The sequence below is a fragment of the Citrobacter sp. CFNIH10 genome, assembly GCF_002934585.1.
Lineage (GTDB): Bacteria > Pseudomonadota > Gammaproteobacteria > Enterobacterales > Enterobacteriaceae > Citrobacter_A > Citrobacter_A amalonaticus.
The window spans coordinates 3785185-3805396 of record NZ_CP026216.1 but is presented as its reverse complement, the minus strand read 5'-3'; the positions used below and the strand labels follow the sequence as shown (position 1 = coordinate 3805396).

At 53.1% G+C, this 20212-nt stretch carries 17 protein-coding genes; 4 read left to right on the top strand and 13 right to left on the bottom strand.

The features are described 5' to 3' along the window. Positions 1-305: 305 nt before the first annotated feature. Both maeA and sra read right to left on the bottom strand, forming a co-directional pair. The gene (maeA, locus tag C2U53_RS22180) at positions 306-2003 is read right to left on the bottom strand and encodes a malate dehydrogenase (RefSeq protein ID WP_044257943.1); all 1698 of its coding nucleotides are present in this window, start codon (positions 2001-2003) and stop codon (positions 306-308) included. Between the two features lie 171 nt (positions 2004-2174). Then, entirely contained in the window at positions 2175-2318 is a 144-nt protein-coding gene (gene sra / locus C2U53_RS22175) for a stationary-phase-induced ribosome-associated protein (RefSeq protein ID WP_042319017.1), read from the bottom strand. A 227-nt stretch (positions 2319-2545) separates the two neighbouring features. Between sra and osmC the strand changes: the two genes are divergently transcribed. Beyond that, complete coding sequence (gene osmC, locus C2U53_RS22170; RefSeq protein WP_043000697.1) at positions 2546-2977, top strand: peroxiredoxin OsmC; 432 nt, start codon at positions 2546-2548, stop codon at positions 2975-2977. Between the two features lie 75 nt (positions 2978-3052). On the opposite strand, the gene C2U53_RS22165 is transcribed toward osmC, so the two are convergent. The 7 genes from C2U53_RS22165 to C2U53_RS22135 are packed head-to-tail and all read right to left on the bottom strand — an operon-like array spanning position 3053 to position 9940. After that, a complete protein-coding gene (locus C2U53_RS22165) occupies positions 3053-3976 on the bottom strand; it encodes an ABC transporter ATP-binding protein (RefSeq protein ID WP_104446451.1) in 924 nt (307 codons plus the stop codon). Then, complete coding sequence (locus C2U53_RS22160) at positions 3969-4955, bottom strand: ABC transporter ATP-binding protein (RefSeq protein WP_099434146.1); 987 nt, start codon at positions 4953-4955, stop codon at positions 3969-3971. Before C2U53_RS22160 ends, C2U53_RS22165 begins: the two co-directional genes overlap by 8 nt. Continuing rightward, positions 4955-5842 carry a D,D-dipeptide ABC transporter permease gene (ddpC, locus tag C2U53_RS22155; protein WP_104446450.1) on the bottom strand — a complete coding sequence of 296 codons (888 nt, stop codon included), beginning with the start codon at positions 5840-5842 and terminating at the stop codon, positions 4955-4957. Before ddpC ends, C2U53_RS22160 begins: the two co-directional genes overlap by 1 nt. Beyond that, complete coding sequence (locus tag C2U53_RS22150) at positions 5839-6861, bottom strand: ABC transporter permease (protein ID WP_054177023.1); 1023 nt, start codon at positions 6859-6861, stop codon at positions 5839-5841. The genes ddpC and C2U53_RS22150 overlap by 4 nt, the downstream gene beginning before the upstream one ends. Before the next feature lie 44 nt (positions 6862-6905). Further along, complete coding sequence (locus C2U53_RS22145) at positions 6906-8456, bottom strand: ABC transporter substrate-binding protein (RefSeq protein ID WP_104446449.1); 1551 nt, start codon at positions 8454-8456, stop codon at positions 6906-6908. A 15-nt stretch (positions 8457-8471) separates the two neighbouring features. Continuing rightward, positions 8472-9059 (bottom strand): D-alanyl-D-alanine dipeptidase, encoded by a 588-nt coding sequence (gene ddpX / locus C2U53_RS22140; RefSeq protein ID WP_044267621.1) that lies wholly within the window; start codon positions 9057-9059, stop codon positions 8472-8474. 14 nt (positions 9060-9073) lie between these two features. Beyond that, on the bottom strand, positions 9074-9940 hold the full coding sequence (locus C2U53_RS22135; protein WP_044267623.1) for a MurR/RpiR family transcriptional regulator: 867 nt from the start codon (positions 9938-9940) through the stop codon (positions 9074-9076). A 402-nt stretch (positions 9941-10342) separates the two neighbouring features. Here C2U53_RS22135 and hdeB point away from each other — a divergent pair, with 402 nt between their 5' ends. Further along, positions 10343-10672 (top strand): acid-activated periplasmic chaperone HdeB, encoded by a 330-nt coding sequence (hdeB, locus tag C2U53_RS22130; RefSeq protein WP_043000705.1) that lies wholly within the window; start codon positions 10343-10345, stop codon positions 10670-10672. 157 nt (positions 10673-10829) lie between these two features. Further along, positions 10830-12761, top strand: coding sequence for a methyl-accepting chemotaxis protein (locus C2U53_RS22125; protein WP_044257953.1), 1932 nt, complete (start codon positions 10830-10832; stop codon positions 12759-12761). A gap of 51 nt (positions 12762-12812) precedes the next feature. Here the strand turns inward: C2U53_RS22125 and dosP are convergent, their stop codons facing one another. The 4 genes from dosP to C2U53_RS22105 all read right to left on the bottom strand — a co-directional run bounded on the left by dosP (position 12813) and on the right by C2U53_RS22105 (position 19361). Further along, positions 12813-15218, bottom strand: coding sequence for an oxygen-sensing cyclic-di-GMP phosphodiesterase DosP (gene dosP / locus C2U53_RS22120; protein ID WP_043000707.1), 2406 nt, complete (start codon positions 15216-15218; stop codon positions 12813-12815). Positions 15219-15244: 26 nt separating this feature from the next. Continuing rightward, positions 15245-16627, bottom strand: coding sequence for a diguanylate cyclase (locus C2U53_RS22115; protein ID WP_044268086.1), 1383 nt, complete (start codon positions 16625-16627; stop codon positions 15245-15247). 636 nt (positions 16628-17263) lie between these two features. Beyond that, positions 17264-18592 carry a glycoside hydrolase family 10 protein gene (locus tag C2U53_RS22110; protein ID WP_104446448.1) on the bottom strand — a complete coding sequence of 443 codons (1329 nt, stop codon included), beginning with the start codon at positions 18590-18592 and terminating at the stop codon, positions 17264-17266. Between the two features lie 403 nt (positions 18593-18995). Then, positions 18996-19361, bottom strand: coding sequence for a hypothetical protein (locus tag C2U53_RS22105; RefSeq protein ID WP_104446447.1), 366 nt, complete (start codon positions 19359-19361; stop codon positions 18996-18998). Between the two features lie 92 nt (positions 19362-19453). On the opposite strand from C2U53_RS22105, the gene tam reads away from it, so the two are divergent. Then, positions 19454-20212, top strand: a complete 759-nt coding sequence (gene tam, locus C2U53_RS22100; RefSeq protein WP_104446446.1) for a trans-aconitate 2-methyltransferase — start codon at positions 19454-19456, stop codon at positions 20210-20212.

The window sequence follows — 20212 nt, the reverse complement described above, 5'->3', positions numbered from 1 at the left end:
TGCTTACTCAAGAGTTACAGGCGTCAAAACGCCTCGTCAAACATCGCTGACGATAACCCGGTAAGCCCGAGAGAAGGGGAATTCAGAAGTTAGCTTCGCTCAAGCAGAAGTTATCGCAGCACGATACCGATAACGCTTGAGCACTGGCGATCGCCAAAAGCATGTGAAGCGATGAAGCGTTCACAGTACAGCATAAGTATCCTCCTTTTATTTATCCGAATGTTAATCGATGGCGAAAGTGTAATCGCAAGTGATGAGACAGCGCAAGCCTGAAGGCCCGGCAGCGCGTGCTACCGGGCAGTTCGTCAGATAGACGTACGACGATAGTCGCGATATTCCGCCTGCCAGAAGTTCTCTTCGATAGCCTGCAACAGCGCTTCAGCGGAGGTTTTCACCGCCACACCCTGTTGCTGCGCCATCTTCCCGACGGCAAACGCAATGGCGCGCGAGACGGTCTGAATGTCTTTCAGTTCAGGCAACACCAGACCTTCACCGTTAAGCACCAGCGGCGAGTACTGGGCCAGCGTTTCACTGGCGGACATCAGCATCTCATCGGTAATGCGGGAGGCGCCGGAAGCAATCACACCCAGCCCAATCCCCGGGAAAATATAGGCATTGTTACACTGGGCGATGGGATAGACTTTGTCTTTCCAGACCACCGGCATAAACGGGCTACCGGTAGCGACCAGCGCGTTGCCTTCGGTCCAGGCGATGATGTCCTGCGGCGTCGCTTCCACACGCGAGGTGGGGTTAGACAGCGGCATCACGATCGGACGCGGGCAATGCTTGTGCATTTCGCGGATGATTTCTTCGGTGAACAGACCGGTTTGCCCGGAAACCCCAATCAGAATATCAGGCTTAACGTTACGGACCACATCAAGCAGCGACAGCACTTCGTTGTCGCTGTCCCACGCCTGCAGATTTTCACGCTTCTGCACCAGTTTGGTCTGGAAGGAGAGCAGATTCGGCATCTGGTCAGTCAGCAGGCCAAAGCGATCCACCATGAAGACTCTCTCACGCGCGGCCTCTTCACTTAATCCTTCCCGCTGGATTTGAGCAATGATCTGTTCGGCGATACCGCAACCAGCGGAACCCGCGCCAAGGAAAACAATTTTCTGTTCGCTAAGCTGGCTGCCTGCCGCCCGGCTGGCGGCGATCAGCGTACCGACGGTCACCGCGGCGGTGCCCTGAATGTCGTCGTTGAACGAACAGATTTCGTCGCGATAGCGGTTAAGCAGCGGCATGGCGTTTTTCTGCGCGAAGTCTTCAAACTGCAGCAGAACGTCCGGCCAGCGATGCTTAACGGCCTGAATGAATTCATCGACAAACGCATAGTATTCGTCGTCGGTGATGCGCGGATTGCGCCAGCCCATGTATAACGGATCGTTGAGCAGTTGCGGGTTGTTGGTTCCCACATCCAGCACGACGGGCAGGGTGTAGGCCGGGCTGATGCCGCCACAGGCGGTATACAGCGAAAGCTTACCGATGGGAATACCCATCCCGCCGATCCCCTGATCGCCAAGACCAAGAATCCGCTCACCGTCAGTGACCACAATCACTTTGATGTTGTGGTTGGGGACGTTTTGCAGGATGTCATCCATGTTGTGGCGGTTCTGGTAGGAGATGAACACGCCGCGCGCGCGACGATAAATCTCGGAGAAACGTTCACAGGCCGCACCTACCGTTGGGGTATAGATCACCGGCATCATCTCATCGAGATGGTTGTTAACCAGTCGGTAGAACAGGGTTTCGTTGGTATCCTGGATATTGCGCAGGTAGATATGCTTGTCGATTTCCGTTTTGAATCCCTGATACTGGATCCAGGCACGTTCTGCCTGTTCTTCAATCGACTCGACCACTTCCGGCAGTAACCCCAGCAGGTTGAAGTTACGGCGCTCTTCCATGCTGAATGCACTGCCTTTATTCAGTAAGGGGAATTCCAGCAATACAGGGCCAGCGTAAGGAATATAAAGGGAACGCAGTTTTTTACTTTTGGTTTCCATGTCACTCACTCTTTTTTTGAATATCCGTCCCTGGCACTTTTTATAATATGTTGCCATTCCGCCAGGGCATCGGGCACAGAGTATAAAGCATCGTGCATGAATTAAGGCTTTTGTAAGCAAAAACACCATCGCGTTTGCGATGGTGTTTATCGTCATATTCGGGCTGTGCGGTTACTTTTTGCTGTCTGCGTGGCGTTTTCTGCCGGTAGGGTTGTTCACCACGCTGGATTTATCACCTTCAGTCACCACTTTGCGCTGATTGGAGATTTTATGGTCCAGTCCAAGAATATGACGGGCCTGACGGTTCGATTTCATTCTAACTCCTTTATCCTGTTACTGGTTTCAAGGATGAGTCCATATGACTGCGGACGAAATATAACCCTTAAGGTCGACGGTACCGATGGATACCGACCTGATTGATAGTCGGACATTTAATCGGAAAGGTCAATGTGTAAGCAGGGAATTAAGAAGTCTCTGCTAACGGCCACGAAATCGGGTGAGCGTCCTATACTTGTTATCCCGACGACAATAAGGAGCGAACGATGACAATCCATAAGAAAGGTCAGGCACACTGGGAAGGCGACATCAAACGCGGAAAAGGCACCGTTTCGACGGAAAGCGGCGTGCTGAACCAGCAGCCTTATGGTTTCAATACCCGTTTTGAAGGGGCGAAAGGCACCAATCCGGAAGAGTTGATCGGCGCAGCGCATGCTGCCTGTTTCTCTATGGCGCTTTCATTGATGCTTGGTGAGGCGGGCTTTACGCCGGAGGCTATCGACACCACGGCTGACGTGTCGCTGGACAAAGTTGATGCCGGTTTTGCGATTACCAAAATCGCGCTGCACAGCGAAGTGAACGTGCCGGGAATCGATGCCGCCACCTTCGACGGTATTATTCAGAAAGCGAAAGCCGGCTGCCCGGTTTCGCAGGTGCTGAAAGCTGAAATCACCCTCGATTATCAACTGAAGTCGTAACGGCAGTATTGCCCGGTCGCGCGATGGTGACCGGGCATAAATACGTTGAATTCGGCCTACGATTCCCGGGCATTATCAGGCACACCAACAACGTACGTCAGTTCCCGCATCAAGCCTGCGCAGCGCCTGTCGAGTTTCGCAGCCGTGGGTCGCCAACGGGCACCGGTCGCGAAAAAAACAGCCCGTCGGCAGTACCCGGTTGCCAGGTAATTCCGTTTTGCGAATTACCCGTTCTTCAGCCAACGGCACGCCGGTTTTTGGCACGGAATCCAGCAGCAGACGGGTATAAGGATGTGCCGGGGTGGAGAGCACCTGCGCGGTATCGCCGAGTTCGACGATTTGCCCGAGGTACATCACTGCCACCCGGTCGCTCATATGGCGTACCACCGAGACGTTATGTGAGATCAGAATGTAGGTCAGATTGCGACTGGCCTGCAACGCGACCAGCAGATTCAGGATCTGCGCCTGGACGGAAATATCCAGCGCGGAGGTCGGCTCATCCAGCACGATCACATCCGGTTCTGACGACAGTGCTCGGGCAATCGCGATACGCTGGCGCTGTCCGCCAGAGAAAGCGTGCGGCAGACGATCGAGATATTCCGGACGTATCCCGACCTGGCTGGCTAAGGTTGCCGCCAGCGCCCGTCGCTCCCGTTCACTGCTGCGTGTTTGAATCCACACCGGTTCGGTGATAATTCGCCACACCGGCAGACGTGGATCCAGTGAGGAGAGCGGGTCCTGAAATACCATCTGCATTTCGGTCGACGATGAATCCTGTTGATACTGCCCCTGGCTGGGCTTTAGCATTCCCATAAGCAACTGTGCCAGTGTGCTTTTCCCACAGCCGGATTCACCGACAATCCCCAGCGTTTCGCCCCGGCGGATCTGTAAATCCATGCCGTTGAGCGCATGCACGCGTTCGGTGACCCGTCCCAGCCAGTTTTTCTTCGCCGGGAAATTGACGTGCACATCGTGTAAAGCCAGTAACGTTTCAGACATGAGGATTCTCCAGATGAGGATACCAGCAGGCCGAGTGCTGGTTGCCAGCGCCATGTGGGCTCATCGCGGGTACCGTTTCACAAAGCGGGCCCGCGGCAAAGCAGCGATCCCGGAACGCGCAGCCGCGCGGCAGACGGGTGAGATCCGGTACGGTGCCAGGGATCGCCGGCAGCGGCTGGCGTGCTTCTCCCTGCTCCGGAGCGCATTTCAGCAGGCCAATCGAATAGGGATGGGTAGGATGGTGGATCACGGCATCGGTCTGACCACTTTCAATCACGCTGCCGGCATACATCACGTACAGCCGATCGCACAGTTGCGATACCACCGCCATGTCATGACTGATAAATAGCACGGCCGTACCGCTGGCGCGGGCCTTGTGTTTCAGCAGGCGCAGCACCTGCAACTGTACGGTGACATCCAGCGCAGTGGTAGGTTCATCAGCGATGATCAGCGCCGGTTCGCAGGAGAAGGCAAGGGCGATCATTACCCGCTGACGCATGCCGCCTGAAAGCTCAAACGGAAAGCGGGTCATCACGCCGGCGGCGTCGGGGATCTGCATCTCCTCCAGCAGGGTAATCGCCTTTTCCCTGGCCTGCGCACGGCTCACCGTCTGATGATGGCGAATCACTTCCACCATCTGCTGGCCGATACGTCGCGTCGGGTTGAGGGCCGTCATCGGCTCCTGGAAGATCATCGCCACGCGCGCGCCGCGCCATTGACGCATTTGTTTCTCGCTGGCGTTCAGCACATCTTCGCCCAGTAGCGAGACGCGCCCCTGATGAATGCGGTAGCTGCCTTCCGGCAGCAGGCGCATGGTGAGCATTGCGGTGACTGACTTCCCTGAACCCGATTCACCCACCACGCCAACAATCTCGCCGCGTTGAATGCGCAGCGACACATGGCTCAGGGCGTGAACGTCGGCCTTGTATCCCGGAAAACTCAAGTGTAAATCGTCTATTTCCAGCACCGGTTGAGTCATTACTGTTTTCCTCCTGCTTTCGGATCTAACAAATCACGGATCCCATCACCGAACAGGTTAAAACCGACGGCCGTGATCAGGATGGCGGCGCCAGGGAAAGCGCAATACCACCACTGATCGAGAACGTAATTACGGCCAATCGCGACCATCGCGCCCCATTCGGCGCTCGGTTGCTGAGCGCCAAGCCCGATAAAGCCCAGCGTGGCCGCCATCAGAATGGCGCTGCCAATATCCAGCGATGCCTGCACAATCAGCGGCGGCAACGAGTTACGCAGGATGTGCCAGCTAATCAAATGCCAGCGGGAAGCGCCATACGTGCGGGCGGCCTGAACATAGGTAAACTGGCGCACGACCAGCGTTTGCCCCCGCGCCAGACGCACGTAAAAGGGAATACGTACAATGGCAATCGCCAGCATCGCGTTAAACAGACTCGGCCCGAGCGCTGCGGCCAGCGCCATCGTCAGCACCAGCGAGGGGATCGACAGCATAATATCCATCATCCGCATGATGATGGCGTCAGCGCGACCGCCCATGACGCCGGACAGGCAGCCGAGTAGTGAGCCAATACCGCCCGCAATCCCGACCACCACCAGCCCGGCGACAATCGACTGCTGGCTGCCCACCAGCACGCGGCTGAACAGGTCGCGTCCAACCTCATCGGTTCCGAACCAGTGCGCCGCCGTTGGCGGCAACAGCCGCGCACTTAAATCGATTGCATTCGGATCGTAAGGCGTAATCCACGGCGACAGCACCATCAGCAACAGCATCAGGACAATAATCACACCGCCAATCATCGTCAGCGGACTGCTTTTCATCAGCCAGAACAGTCTGGCCCAGTCAATGCGCCGACGCGTCACGCGTACCGGCGTCTCTTCGGTTAACATCATTCAGCACCTCCACGCCCAATGCGCGGGTCCACCCACAGATAGAGCAGATCCACCACCAGATTGACCAGTACATAGGCAAAAGAGACCACCACGGCGAAGCCCATCACAGCCGGGAAATCGAGCGCCTGAATAGAGGTCACCACCCAGGCGCCCATTCCGGGCCAGGCAAAGACGGTTTCGGTCAGTACCGCGCCATACAACAGATCGCCCAACGCCAGTCCAAGCACGGTAATTGACGGGATCAACGCGTTGGGCAGCGCATAACACAGCACGATGTACCAGCCGGGAAGACCGCTGGCTTTCGCCGTGCGGATATAATCTTCGCTGAGCTGTTCCAGCATCGCGGAGCGGATTTGCCGCGCCACAATTCCCAGGTGAACAAACGCCAGCGTCAACGACGGTAAAATCAGATGCTGTAAGGCATTAAAAAAGACCTCACCGTTGCCTTCCAGCAGGGCATCGATCAGATAAAACCCGGTCACATGCGTTGGCGGATCCAGCCAGTCATCCAGTCGTCCGCCACCCGGCAAAATTTGCAGATGGCCGTAAAACAGCACGATGACGCCCAGCCCCAGCCAGAAGGCTGGCGTCGAAATACCGGTGATTGCCATCAGACGTACCAGGTGATCCAGCCAGCGGTTACGCCAGACGGCGGAAAGAATGCCCAACGGAATACCGATGACCAGCGCCAGCAGCAGTGAACAAAAGGCCAGTTCCAGCGTTGCCGGGAAAAAGACGCGAAGTTCTTCCATCACCGGACGCCCGGTGCGAATGGAAATGCCTAAGTCCCCGTGGAAGACATCGCTCACGTAACGCGCGAACTGCACATATAGCGGTTGATTCAGCCCAAGCTGTTGGCGAATGTTTTCGACAATTTCGTCGCTTGCCCGGTCGCCCGCCAGCAGGCGCGCCGGATCGCCGGGGATCAGGTGCGAAATAATAAAGGTGATGACGCAAACGCCGGCCACCACAAGGACAAGTCCCCAGCAGCGCTGGCGCAAAATGCTCCAGAAAGTCATTGGCTTCCCCTTGCGGAGCCTGTACGGCTCCGCATTAACGTGGCTTATTTGCTCATGGTGCCGATATTAAAGACCTGTTCGAGCATCGGGTTGAACACGAAGCCTTTGACCTCTTTGTTCATCGCTAACTGGTAGTTCTTCTGGAACAGGTAGACGTAGGCCGCTTCATCAATGACGATTTTCTGCGCCTGCTGATAGTCCTTGGTTCTGGCGGCCTGGTCGGTGGTGCTTAGCGCTCTGCGCAACAGCTTGTCGACATCGGCGTTTTCATAGAACGAGCGGTTACCGGGGAGTCCTTTCTTGTCAGACTCGAACCAGTAGTTCATGAACATATAGGGGTCAGCGAAATCCGGGCTCCAGTTGCCGATGGCGATGTCATAATCACCTTTGCCTACACGGTCACGCATAGTGGCGTTCGCCAGTTTCTCCAGCTTGACGGTAATTCCCAGTTTGCTGAGGCTGGCCTGAGTGGCAAGGGCGATCGGCTCCCAGTTCGGATCGTTGTCGGAATAGAGGAAGCTCAGGCTGGTGGGTTTGCTGGCAACTTTTTCCCATTCCGCTTTCGCTTTGGCTTCATCAAAGTTGTATTGCAACGCAGAGGCGTCGTAACCCCACATGCCTTCCGGGATCGGCCCGCGCATCTGTTTGCCGTTGCCGCTGAGGATCCCTTTCACCATTCCCTGATAGTCGGTGGACCAGGAAATCGCCCGGCGCAGATCCGCCTGATTCAGCGGTGCTTTGCTGTTGTTCAGATAGAGATAGGTCACGCGCAGTGACGGATAGTCAGCTACGGCAACTTTGCCTTCCTGTTTTAACGCGTTAAGCTGATCCACCGGCAGGGCATCCGCGATGTCGATATCGCCGCGCGACAGTTGCAGACGACGCGACGCGCTCTCGCCGATAATTTTCACCGATACGCGTTTAAAGTTCGGTTTTGGACCGGCGTAATGCGGGTTCGGGACCAGCACCAGCTGTTGGCCTTTCTGCCAGCTTTTCAGCATAAACGGCCCGGAACCTGCGGTGTTTTGTGCCAGAAAACCACGGGCGTCATCTGCGGCATGCGTTTTCAGCACCGCCGGGTTGATGATGGACGCGCCGTCATTGGCCAGCGTGTAAAGGAACGGGGCGAACGGTTGACTGAGGGTAAATTTCACCGTGTGCGCATCGACCGCGTCTACCTTGAGATCTTTAGGAAACGCTTCTGCCGGCCCCTGGCTGATTTTCAGCAGGCGTTCGAAGGACTGTTTCACCGCCTCAGCGGTGACGGGGGAACCATCGGCAAATTTGGCCTGATCGTTAAGCGTAAAAGTCCACTCTTTCTGGTCATCAGAGGCTTTCCAGCCGCTTGCCAGGTCACCCTCCACCTCGGTTGAGCCTTTATCGCCTTCGGTTTTGTACTTCACCAGACGCTGATAGGACGGGTAGGTCACCGTCCAGTCGTTATTATCGATAGTCACCGCCGGATCAAGGGTTTGCGGATCAGCGGCTTTACCGATCACCAGCATGTCTTTCGGGACGGCAGCCTGGACCGCAGGCAGGGCCATCGCCAGGGAAACGGCAATCAACGCGGGACGAAACAACGAAGTTACTTTCATGACGACGCTCCGGAATCAAAAAGAGGTGTGTGTTGTTGTGGTTGTAACGGGAAAACAGGCAATACAGTCTTCCAGCAGCGGATAGCGACTCGCGGCGGGTAACTCAAAATGCCACCACTCGCTGCTGATGCCGACAAAGCCACCGCCAAACATAATGGCGTTGAGTAACAACCGGTTACGCTGTGCAGCGGCAGGAACAGAAGGGTGATATGCATGTGAACGGTCGTGCATTTCATCAAAACCCGCGCCCATATCGAGGATCTTGCCATTGGCGTCTTTCAGCGTGACGTCGATGGCCGTTCCGCGACTGTGGTTCGAGCCGATGGCTACATCGACCACGTACTGCGGATCGGGGCAGGCATCCCACAGGATTGACTGTGCCTGTTGCGGACGATAGGCGTCATACACCACCAGAGAAAGGCCCGCCAGTTGCGCAATGCTGATGCTTTTCGCCAGCGCGGTGACCGCATCCTGGTGCAGCAGGCAGCGCGATTCGCGATAAATCGGCGCGCCGGTCAGGTTATCGGCGGTCGCATATTTGAGGTCGATATCCAGCGTCGGAAAAATCACCGACAGATCGACCAGTTGCGGAGTTTCAGACATAGCACGTTTCCTGTTTATTGTTCGAATTGACCAAATTCTTGTTGTAACTGGCGGTTGGTCTGTAGCCGCCCGGTAAGTGAATCGCCCAGTTGTTCCGCCACGCCGGAAAGCAGCAGGTTGAACAGGCAGCTCACCGGCGCCAGCGAATCCCAGAAATGTCCGGTGTCCGTTTTCACCTGCAGTAAATCAATGGGGTAATCCCGCGCCCAGGGACACCAGACATCGGTGATCAGCGCCAGCGGAATGTGCCGCTCGCTGGCGACGCGACAGTACTGCCGGGCGATGGCGGAGTAAGCGCGGGTATCGGTCAGCACCACATACGGTTTCTCAAATCCGGAGTTGAGGGATTCCACCCAACTGCCGGAGAGCCCTTCGGAGTAGTTCACCCGAGGACGCAGATATTCGAGATGACTGAAGAAGGCATTGGCGATCCCCCGCGTCGACTGGATCCCCAGGACATACACCGCTTCCGCCTGCGCCAGTTGTCGGGTAATACGCTGGAAAGCGTCCCCTTGCGCCAGTTGATAAACATGGGCGATCGCGTCAATCTCCAGCGATAGCGACTGCCGCGCGCGGTCCGGCAACTGTTGCTGTTGTTGCCAGGAGTCCAGACGTTCGTTCATTCCCCAGGGCTGATAGGGGACAGAAGGCAGTTCACGCAGGCTGGCTTTAGCATCTTCCAGATTGCGATAGCCGATTTTGCGCAGATAGCGCCCAACGGTAATCCCGCTGGTGCCCGTTGCTTTGCCAATGCTGTCGGCGGTTTCAAACGGGATTTGCGCCACGTGGGTCAACAGCCAACTGGCAACCCGCTTTTCACTCGGCGTATGCAGGCTGAAGGTCTGTTCAATTCGGTTCAGTAACTCAGGTTTTGCTGTCATCACCGTCTCGCTGTTACCAGGCTGTCAAATGTCCACTGACTGTTAGTTCATTAACAATGCAGGACGCGTGCCATGTTCAAAAACGCCGCCGCGACGGGCGTTAATTGTTAAATTAATGCCGTATTAGTTAACTTATGATCAACATTTGTGCAGCGTAGTGCAGTTTTGGTGCAACGGTAAGGCGAAAGGGCGGTTATCTGCCGGATACGCAGGTGCGATCACACTCTCGCGACGAAATAAACGGCAAACATCAGGATCGGTACCGGGAAATATCAATAACAGCCATAACCAGTGTGGGTGTATTTATTTCTGTGAGGGGAAGGGTATTATTCTTTTCGTTCTACATTAACGGTTTAAAGCGCTCATGTAGAGGTTATTTATATCATTAACGGAGCCATCATAATGAACAAATTTTCCCTTTCTACAGCAGGTATTTTAGTGGCAGCGCTGTTAACCAGTGTCAGCGTCAATGCAGCAACCACTGACGCGAAAACCGACGTCACTCCTAAAAACATGAGCTGCCAGGAGTTCATTGACCTGAACCCGCAGACAATGGCGCCGGTTGCCTTCTGGGTATTAAACGAAGATGAAGACTTTAAAGGCGGCGACTACGTTACTTTCGATGAAACAGTAACAACGGCGGTTCCTCTGACCGTTGAAATCTGTAAAAAACATCCGCAGAGCGAACTGACTAAAATTAAAGACGAAATCAAAAAAGAATTAAGTAAATAAGATTAAGCATGTATTTAAACCCAGCCAGAGTGCTGGGTTTTGCTATTTGTGACAACGTCACATTATTAATTTAAGTCAATACGGAATTCTGTATAAAGCTCTAAAAATACGTGCCGATACTGAATATAAATTACCCTGAAAATAAAAGGATGTTTATATGGTCTGGTATCCGTCACGTATTTCGACTCGTTTGACACTCGGGGGGATCGCGTTACTTGCCGTAACGACGTTAGTGATTGTTGTCATTATGCTTTGGCGCGGGCAACCCCGCGTCGTTGAAGTCAATACGGCACTGATCGAGGAGACCGGGCATGGCCTGACGCGTCAACTCAGCAGCGTCCTGTCACGTATTGAGGGAGAAACCGTCAGTTTGTCGCGACTGGCTGAAGTCCTGCCAAATGATGAAGCGCTGTACCGCGCTGTCGTGCCGCATATTCTCGGCGAACAAAATAATTCGATCATCACCGGGGGCGGGATCTGGCCTGAGCCGGACGCGTTTACGCCTGGTGTTGCGCGGCGCAGCTTTTTCTGGGCGCGCGGTGCCGACGATAAGCTGGTGTATTCCGACGAATACAACGCAGCAGGTGGCAATGGCTACCACAACGAAAGCTGGTATCAGGGCGCGAAGGGCCATTCGCAAGAAAACTGTGTCTGGTCTGATGTTTATCAGGATGCCATTTCCGGAATCAACATGGTGACCTGCAGCATTCCCTATCAACTGGCGGGTAAATTCGCCGGTGTGGCAACCACCGATATTCGACTCGATAACGTCGCCAGCTTTATGCAGCAGCAGGGTGGACGCACCGGAGGATACGCCTTTGTGGTCGACAAACAGGGGCAAATTCTCTATTTCCCACAAAACGATCGGGATCACTACAAGACCGTCGGCGATCTGGTGAAGGCATCAGGCTGGCTGAGTCCTGTCGCTCAACGTTTGCAGAAACTGCGCACTGAAACCACCGATGTCACCTCCGTGGCGCTGGAAAATGATGGCATTCTGAACGCACCATCACGCGTGATGTTGTTCCCAATGGCCGATACCGGTTGGGTAGTGGGACTGGTAACACCGCAAGAACGCATCGTCGGGCTGGCAAAAGTCATGATGCGCGATGTTCTTGAAGTGCTGATCCCGGTCATGACGTTGCTGCTGGTGGGCTCCTGGCTGGTGGTTCGCCGGTTGATTGCCCGTCTGGACGACACGCGGCAGGCACTGGACGATATCGCGCAGGGAGACGGCGATCTGACCCGCCGCTTAGAAGTGAAGGGCAAGGACGAAATTTCAGCGATTGCGGAGGCGTTTAACCTCTTCGTGGACAAAATTGCCGCCATTTTGCTTACGGTGCGCAGCAGCAGTGAAGTGGTGGCGAATAACGCCGTTAGCCTTGCTGACAGTAATACTGAGCTGTCAACACGCGTTACCCAGCAGGCAGCTGCGCTGGAAGAGAGTGCGGCTGCGATGGAACAGCTTAATGCGACCGTTCATCAGAATGCGGGTAATACTCAACTGGCGGATGAACTGTCAGAAAGTACAGCGCAAACGGCCAACCGCTGCGGTGATGTTATGCATGGGGTGATTTCAACCATGGATAACGTCAGCGCCTCTTCGGGCCGCATGGTTGAGATTGTCTCGGTAATTGACAGCATTGCCTTCCAGACCAACATCCTGGCGCTCAATGCTGCTGTGGAAGCGGCTCGCGCCGGGGATGCCGGACGTGGATTTGCGGTGGTGGCGTCTGAAGTGAGAACGCTGGCGCAGCGTAGCGCGACCGCTGCTCAGGAAATCAAAGCGCTCATTGATGAGTCGGTGTCGCACGTCAATGACAGTAGCGAGCAAATTCATCATGCCGGCGATCGTCTACAGGAACTGGTGGGGCATGTTCGTCAGGTGCGTCAGTTAATGGGCGAAATTCGCGTCGCAGGGGAAGAACAGCGTAAAGGCGTAGCCGAAGTGACGCTCGCGGTTACGGAAATGGACAGCACGGTCCAGCAGAACGCGTCGTTGATTGATGATGCCGCGGCGCGGACGCAGATCTTAAAGGCGGAAGCAGAAGAGCTGGCCTTACAGGTGTCATCGTTTAAATTGCCGTAACGCCAGGAAGCCCGGTAAGCGCCAACGCCCCGGGCATTCCGTCACAATGAATCAGATTTTCAATGGCAGCGCCGTCTGCATCCAGGCGGCGATCTCATCAGCTGGTATGGGGCGAGAAAAATAATATCCCTGAATCACCGGGCAATTCATCGAGCGCAACAACTCAAATTGTTCTTTCGTTTCAACCCCTTCCGCAATGACAATCAGGTTCAGACTCTGCCCAATAGTGATAATCGCTTCCAGCAAGGACTGAATACGTTTCTCGGTCTGGCAGCGATCGACAAACGTTTTATCGATTTTCAATTCCGTCACGGGCAGGCTGACCAGGCGGGAGAGACCGGAAAAACCGGTGCCGAAGTCATCGATCGACAGTCCCACGCCCATGTTGCGTAAGATCTCAATGCGTCTGAAGATCTCTTCATCCTGCTCCATCATCATGCTTTCGGTGATTTCGACCGTCAGTTGATCGCCCGGAATAGCAAATTCCACCATGGCTTCCGACACCTGGTCCGGCAGTTGGTTGCTGCGAAAGTGCAGGGCAGAAAGGTTCACCGACAGGGTCGGAATGGTCAGCGACAGCTGGCGCCACTCCGACAACTGGCGACACGCTTCTCTGACCACCCAGCGACCAATATTCTCAATTTCACCCGTCTCTTCAGCGAGCGGAATAAAACGGTTCGGGGGAACGTGACCATGCACCGGATCGCTCCAGCGCGCAAGCGCTTCGAAACCATACAGTTCGCCGGTCTGGGCAAAGATCTGCGGCTGGTACACCAGTCGTAGCCGGTTATTGGCAATGGCGTTTTTCAATGCGGCGCCCAGTTGCAGACGCTCTTTCACCGCGAGGTTCATTTCCGGGTTGAAGAACTGCCAGCCATTGCCGCCCGCTTTACGAATAAAATCCATCGCGTTGTGCGCAGTGGACAGCAGATAGTCACGATTTTTTCCTGCTTCATAGCTAATTCCAATGCTGAGGGTCAGCGGGAAGGGTTTGTCGTCAAACAGGGTGGCTTCACTGCCGATATTGATCAGTTCATCGGCAAACTGGGTAATATTACTCATTTCATTGTCGTCACTGACCAGCACGAACTGCGTGCCTTCAATACGGCTTAAATACTGATCGGGTCTGAGCCGCTCGCGGATTTTATTGATGACCTGTTGCAAGACCTGATCGGCCACAGCATAGCCGAGACTGTCGATAACATCCTGGAAGTGATCGACGCTGATGAGAAACACCACTGGTGAAATCCCTTTCGCGCCGTGAATGAGATCATCGAGATAGGAGTGCAGATGATTGCGGTTGGGCAAACCGGTGAGCGGATCAAATTGCAGGAGATGCTCAATATGCTGTCGGCTTTTTTCCTGTTCGAGCGCCAGGGCCGCCATATGCTGACTGATGTCTGCCACGCGTTCAATAAAGGCGCTGGTCTCTTTTCCTTTCGCCGTTTTAATTAACAGCGTCCCGGCTGGCTCACCATCCCGTTGACGGATGGTGAGCGTCCAGACGTTCACCTCTTTTGCGTCAATCTCTTTCGATGACGACGCCCAGAACTGGCGGACGTTATCTTTTAAGGCATACAGTGAAACATGCGTATCCCGCAGCACCGCCTCAATATTGCGGCAAATAATATCGCCCATTTCGTGAAACGGCGGGCTACTGCACATCGCCGCCAGAATGTTGCCTTCGAGCTGACGAATCTGCCGCTCTTCGGTGATATCGGAAAACGTCATAACCAGATTTTGCAGTGCGTTTCGCCGGTCATAAACCTGACTGATAGACACTTTAATCCAGATCTTTTCACCCGCACGGGTGATTACCAGAAACTCATCCTGATCGCGGGTCGTTTTCCAGAGTAACTGTGTGAGTCGCAGGCCATTGTCCGACGGCTCTTCGGGGAGGTTGAGCAGGTTGTCCGGCTGTTGACCCTTTGCATCGGTAATGTCGTAACCAAACATCTCGGTAAAAGCGCGGTTGCACTGCACAACACGCCGCTCAGGGTCGAGTACGATTACCGGGCGGTCCAGGTGGTCTACCGCCAATACCAGGAGGCGTTTCTGTTCCTTTTGCTCCATCTCTACGCTAGCGTCACGCACAAAGGCAAGATAGAAAATTTTGCCTTCAACGTTGACCTTGGAAAGGGCGAAACGGGTCCAGACTTTGGTCCCGTCTTTTCTTTCCAGCAGCAATTCCCGGCTCATGCCTTCAACGCGGGGCTGACCCCCTTCACGGTTATGACGGATAAAATCGGGGTGCGCTGCGCGTAAATCATGCGGGATCAACATCGAAATCCCCTGACCAATCACCTCTTCACGACGGTATCCCCACAGTTTTTCCGCAGCAGAATTGAAAAATAAAACCTCGTCATTGTCATTGATTAGCACGGCACCCATCATGTTCTGCTCAAGAGCAGGAATGAAGATGCTGTCTCCGGTGCTTTTAACGTCGGATAGCTTCATTTATTACCTCTGCTTCCGTATACCCATTAAGAAGCGGGTTTCCACAGTTCAACACAATTTCTGCCCCGTCTTTTTGCGGTATATAACGCTTCGTCTGCTATCTGAATTAAACGTTCATAATCCGGATGACCATTAAACATCGCTGCCCCAATGGACAATGAAAGCGGAATAAAATCCCCCGCAGGCGATTTTATTTTTGTTTTCTCGACGCGACTGCGAATACGCTCCGCAATACGTAGCGTATCGGTTTGTGTCGCTTCAGTAAGAACAATAATAAATTCATCGCCACCGTAGCGAAAAACGTAATCACTGCTGCGAACGTTGTCATAAAAAGCCTGAGACACCCGACGAAGGATCTCATCACCGGTATTGTGCCCCCAGGTATCATTGATCTCTTTAAATTTATCGACATCAATAATAAGAATAGAGAGGGGGGTGCCGGCGCGATTAGCATGGGCGATTTCCCGCTTGAAGATGGTTGGCAGGAAACGTCGGTTGAGTAATTTGGTCAGTACATCCATCCCTACCTCATGGCGGGACACTTCCTCAAACAATTCACGTAGTAGCGTAATGATCTGCGAGACGGTATTGCGGATTTGCAGCAGGAATTTCACCCGTGATGCTTTATTGCTTAACGTTTTCGTTGTCCCACTGGTGTGGTGAAACACGCCGTCAAAGTCCTGAATCAGTCGTGAGATGTGACCGACTTCCGCAATACCACTGAAATAATGACGTCCTTTATGATTAAACCACAAACCAAAATCCGCCTGGCTTAACGGCAGGCTGTTGCCGAGATCGGAGTCGAGTAAGACCTTATAGATAATGTCCATTTCCCACGACAGTAACGCGGCGATTTGGCGCTCTTTCTCTTCTTCTGCGTTTTCCAGCAAAGAAAAAATACGGTAGTTTTCATCTTCTTTTGCTGCGGTACTTTCACTAAAGGAGAAGGCTCTGGACATGACTTCCATCGCCAGATCAATACTGTTAATGGAGAAGTGGTAAACAAGCAGCTTATGTGTCGCTTCATGGTGGCTGTCAATGATGATCGGATAGAGAATTTTCTTCAGTACGCGAAAACCCATTTCGACCAGTTCCACCGGAATACCGATACGCGCATGCACTTCAGCCACCGTATGCTGTATTTTTATCAGTTCATCAATATTGTCGACTTCACTGGAGAGCACATCCACAATCCACTTTTCAAGTGCGCTTTTGAGTTGGCGCTCAACCTGTTCATTACTCAAAAACTCCTCAGCATGCGGATCGGCGAGAACAATACGATAAAACTCAATGCTTAAAGCATGGGCATGGGCGATCGCTATCTCAGAAGCGAGTCTGCGAATGTGAGGGTCGGTCTGTTCAACCAGCGCGACCCATTCGTCTTTCATTCTTTTAAGATACATCTCCATGGTGAAGATCCTTACAGTGGTTAGCGAACAACATTTTGCCTGGCTCAAATGCACAATCTGGATAGTAAGATGAATCTAAAACATAAAACACCTGAAAGCGTGCAGGGTGACATTAATGAAATAGTGTAATGCCTTAAGCCATATTTTCATTCATTCCGGTGAAGTAAGCCTGAAACAATTATGGATATAGCCAAAAGTAGCAAGAAAAATCCTTTTTAAGCGACTTTTTAAACGTATTGACGTCTGAAAAGTATAGTCCATCCGTTTGATCGTTGAGAGGAATCATGTCCCCCTGTAAGGTAGCTCACACTCTCTTTTAATGTCAGCATTTTTTCAATTCATAAAATGATATGAGAGTTTTTTGAGCGATATGGCCATCATTACGTAATAAATCCCGTTTTGACTGCGGGTAATAATAATCACGTATCAGTGGAGGCTTGAATAATCTTTTTCTCTTAGATATCCCATTTAATCATTACACTATCCTGAAGCGTATCACTGGCATAAATAATGCTATCCCGCCTGTTGAGGCGTTAAATGATGACAATGGGCAATGACGGAGCGAGCGCGGGGACTGGAAACGGAACCTAAATGGCGACGTAAAGAGAGATCGATGTCTCTCTTTACGTTACGGTGTCACTTAGACCAGCGATTTCTCAGGTAACTGACAGCCTGCTGGGCCTGCGGTTGGTTGAGATTGTTTTCTCTGAACAAAATCGTGCCGCTGATTTGTGGCATTGATTCATTTAAATCGAGCTGTTTCTTCAGTTCCGGAACGCCGCCGTTGACCGTCCAGTCCGGTTCATTGCGAGAGGGCTCGCCGACCTTATACAACGCAACGCCAATATAGAGCCGTGTTTTTGTCGGTTTCACGACGTCCGCCCACCATTTTGCCAGCACATCATAACGTGCCGCATCACGAGAGAAGGGCCAGTAAATTTGCGGTGCGATATAGTCCAGCAGGCCTTGTTGAACCCAAAGCCGCGTGTCAGCATACGACTCATCATAAGCGGCAGCGCCACGGGTATCCGATCCGGCCGGATCGTGCGAACGGTTCCGCCAGACACCGGCTGGACTGACGCCAAACTCCACGTCCGGATTGATCTGTCTGATCGTCCGCGAAACCTGTTCAATTAATAGTTGAGTGTTATGCCGACGCCAGTCCGCCTTTGAGCTAAAGCCCTGGCCGTAGCGCCGGAAGGTCAGGTTGTCGTTCAGCGCGGAACCGGGGGATTCAGCGTAGAAATAGTCGTCAAACTGGACGCCATCCACCGGATACCGTTTCACCACTTCAGCCACGATACTGGTTATCCAGTCACGGGCCTCCGGGATCCCCGGGTCGAGAACATAGCGGTCACCGGCGGTACGGATCCAGTCGCGATGGAGGACAAACACGCTGGCTGGCTGAAGCGACACGGTACGGTTCAGTTCATTCACCGTTGACGGTTTCACATTGGTGGAGACGCGATAAGGGTTAAACCAGGCGTGAACGCGCATACCACGTTTGTGCGCTTCATCGAGCATGAACTGGAGCGGATCGTAGCCCGGATTTTCACCAATCTTCCCGGTGAGCATGTCCGACCACGGTAAAATGGATGACGGCCAAAGGGCAGTGCCGTCAGGTTTAACCTGGAAGAAGATCGTATTTATACCCAGTGACTGTAAATTATCGAGTTTGTCTGTTAGGGCTTTCTTTTGCATGGCGATCCGCGTGGTGGCGCTACTGACATTCACGGATGCAACCGGCGGCCAGTCAAGCCGGGAAACCGTCGCCAGCCACACGCCGCGAACAGGCACATTCAGTTTTTGCGTCTTATACGGCGATGTCGGCGTCGATTTTGGCGGCGTCACCAGTGAAACAGGCGGCTTTGATGAACAACTCGCCAGAAAGATCGTTGCGACAACCAACGTACTGATTTTTTTAACGCGAGACAGAGAGCAAACGGCACGAGAACAGATATCCATATAGGCCAGTCATCCGGTTAACACAAAAGAGAAATTATTTTGTTCCTAATCGACGTTAAGTCAAGCCGGAGAAGGGGCGAGGCGTACAATAAACAGGCTAGCGGAGAGGAATGATTTGTTCAACGGCTTAAAAATGTGTTTACGAATCACCAGAACGCATCTCGCTGAGTATGAGTGAAAACCAGAGCGGTTCTGAAGGCCAATACAGCAGAGAATGACTCAGACACCGGTACAGTGCGGTTGGTAATATTGTATTTAACATAATATACATTATGCGAACCAATAAAGATTAAGACAGAATCTGCCATTTCACGGTCGTCATTGTCCTGCTGATTACAAGCGTTCTCGCCAGTTCCTGATGCCTACAAACAGAATTCGCTGCAGCCTCTCCAATGAATTACATTCACCAGGCCTCTGGCTCTCTTAGCATATGGACGATGTTGCACGGATTCATGATCCAGCCGCCATTGAAACCGTTGGGTAACGGTTCAACTGCGTCACAACGGACTACGCCACATTGTTCAACATATTGTTCGGCAGCGCTGAAATTAGGCGTGAATAATTCCAGCCAGAGTTCAGCCTGACTGAGTCCCGGCGCTTCATCAATCCAGAGCCTGTTCGATCCGAATTCGAATCCGACTGCTGGCGGCTTATCGATAATTTCCGGTAATCCAATAACATTGCGATAAAAATCAATCGTCTGTTGATACTGATGTGATGGGACCTTCATCGCAATATCGATACCACCTTTGATATCTGGTTTATTCATAAGGAATTTCCTTCCCAGTCGCTGCCAATACTAAACTAGTATAGTTCATACCTTATGCACACTTAGTTGAACCATTGACAGGAGAATTACTGATGTCCGACTGGAATCCGGCGCTGTATATGCAGTATGGCGCAGAACGTTCAAGACCCGCCGCTGAACTGCTGGCCAGAATTCAACTTGAGCATGTCTCTTCCGTGGTTGATTTGGGATGCGGCCCCGGTAACAGTACGGCGTTACTCCAAAGCCGCTGGCCTGGAGCGAGTATTACCGGTGTAGATACCTCTCCCGCGATGCTGGACGAGGCTCGAACGGCTTTGCCAAATTGTCACTTTGTTGAAGCGGATATTCGTCAGTTTCAACCCGTCACTCCGCCCGATGTCATTTATGCCAATGCCTCTCTACAGTGGATCCCCGATCACTATGATCTGTTTCCCCGCCTGGTCACCCTGCTGAATGATAAAGGCATTCTGGCCGTGCAAATGCCGGATAACTGGCTGGAACCTACACACGTGCTGATGCGTGAAGTGGCTTATGAACAGGATTATCCGAATCGCGGTCGTGACGCCCTGCCCGGTGTTCACGCTTACTACGACATTCTGAGCGAAGCGGGATGTGAGGTGGATATCTGGCGCACAACCTATTATCACAGGATGCATTCCCATCAGGCGATTATTGACTGGGTCAGTGCGACAGGGTTGCGCCCCTGGCTGCAGGATCTCAATGAACACGAACAGCAACGGTTCCTGGAGCGTTATCATCAGCTTTTACAAGAGCAATACCCACTTCAGGAAGATGGCCAGATATTACTGGCGTTTCCGCGCTTGTTCGTGATTGCGCGTCGCCAGTCCTGA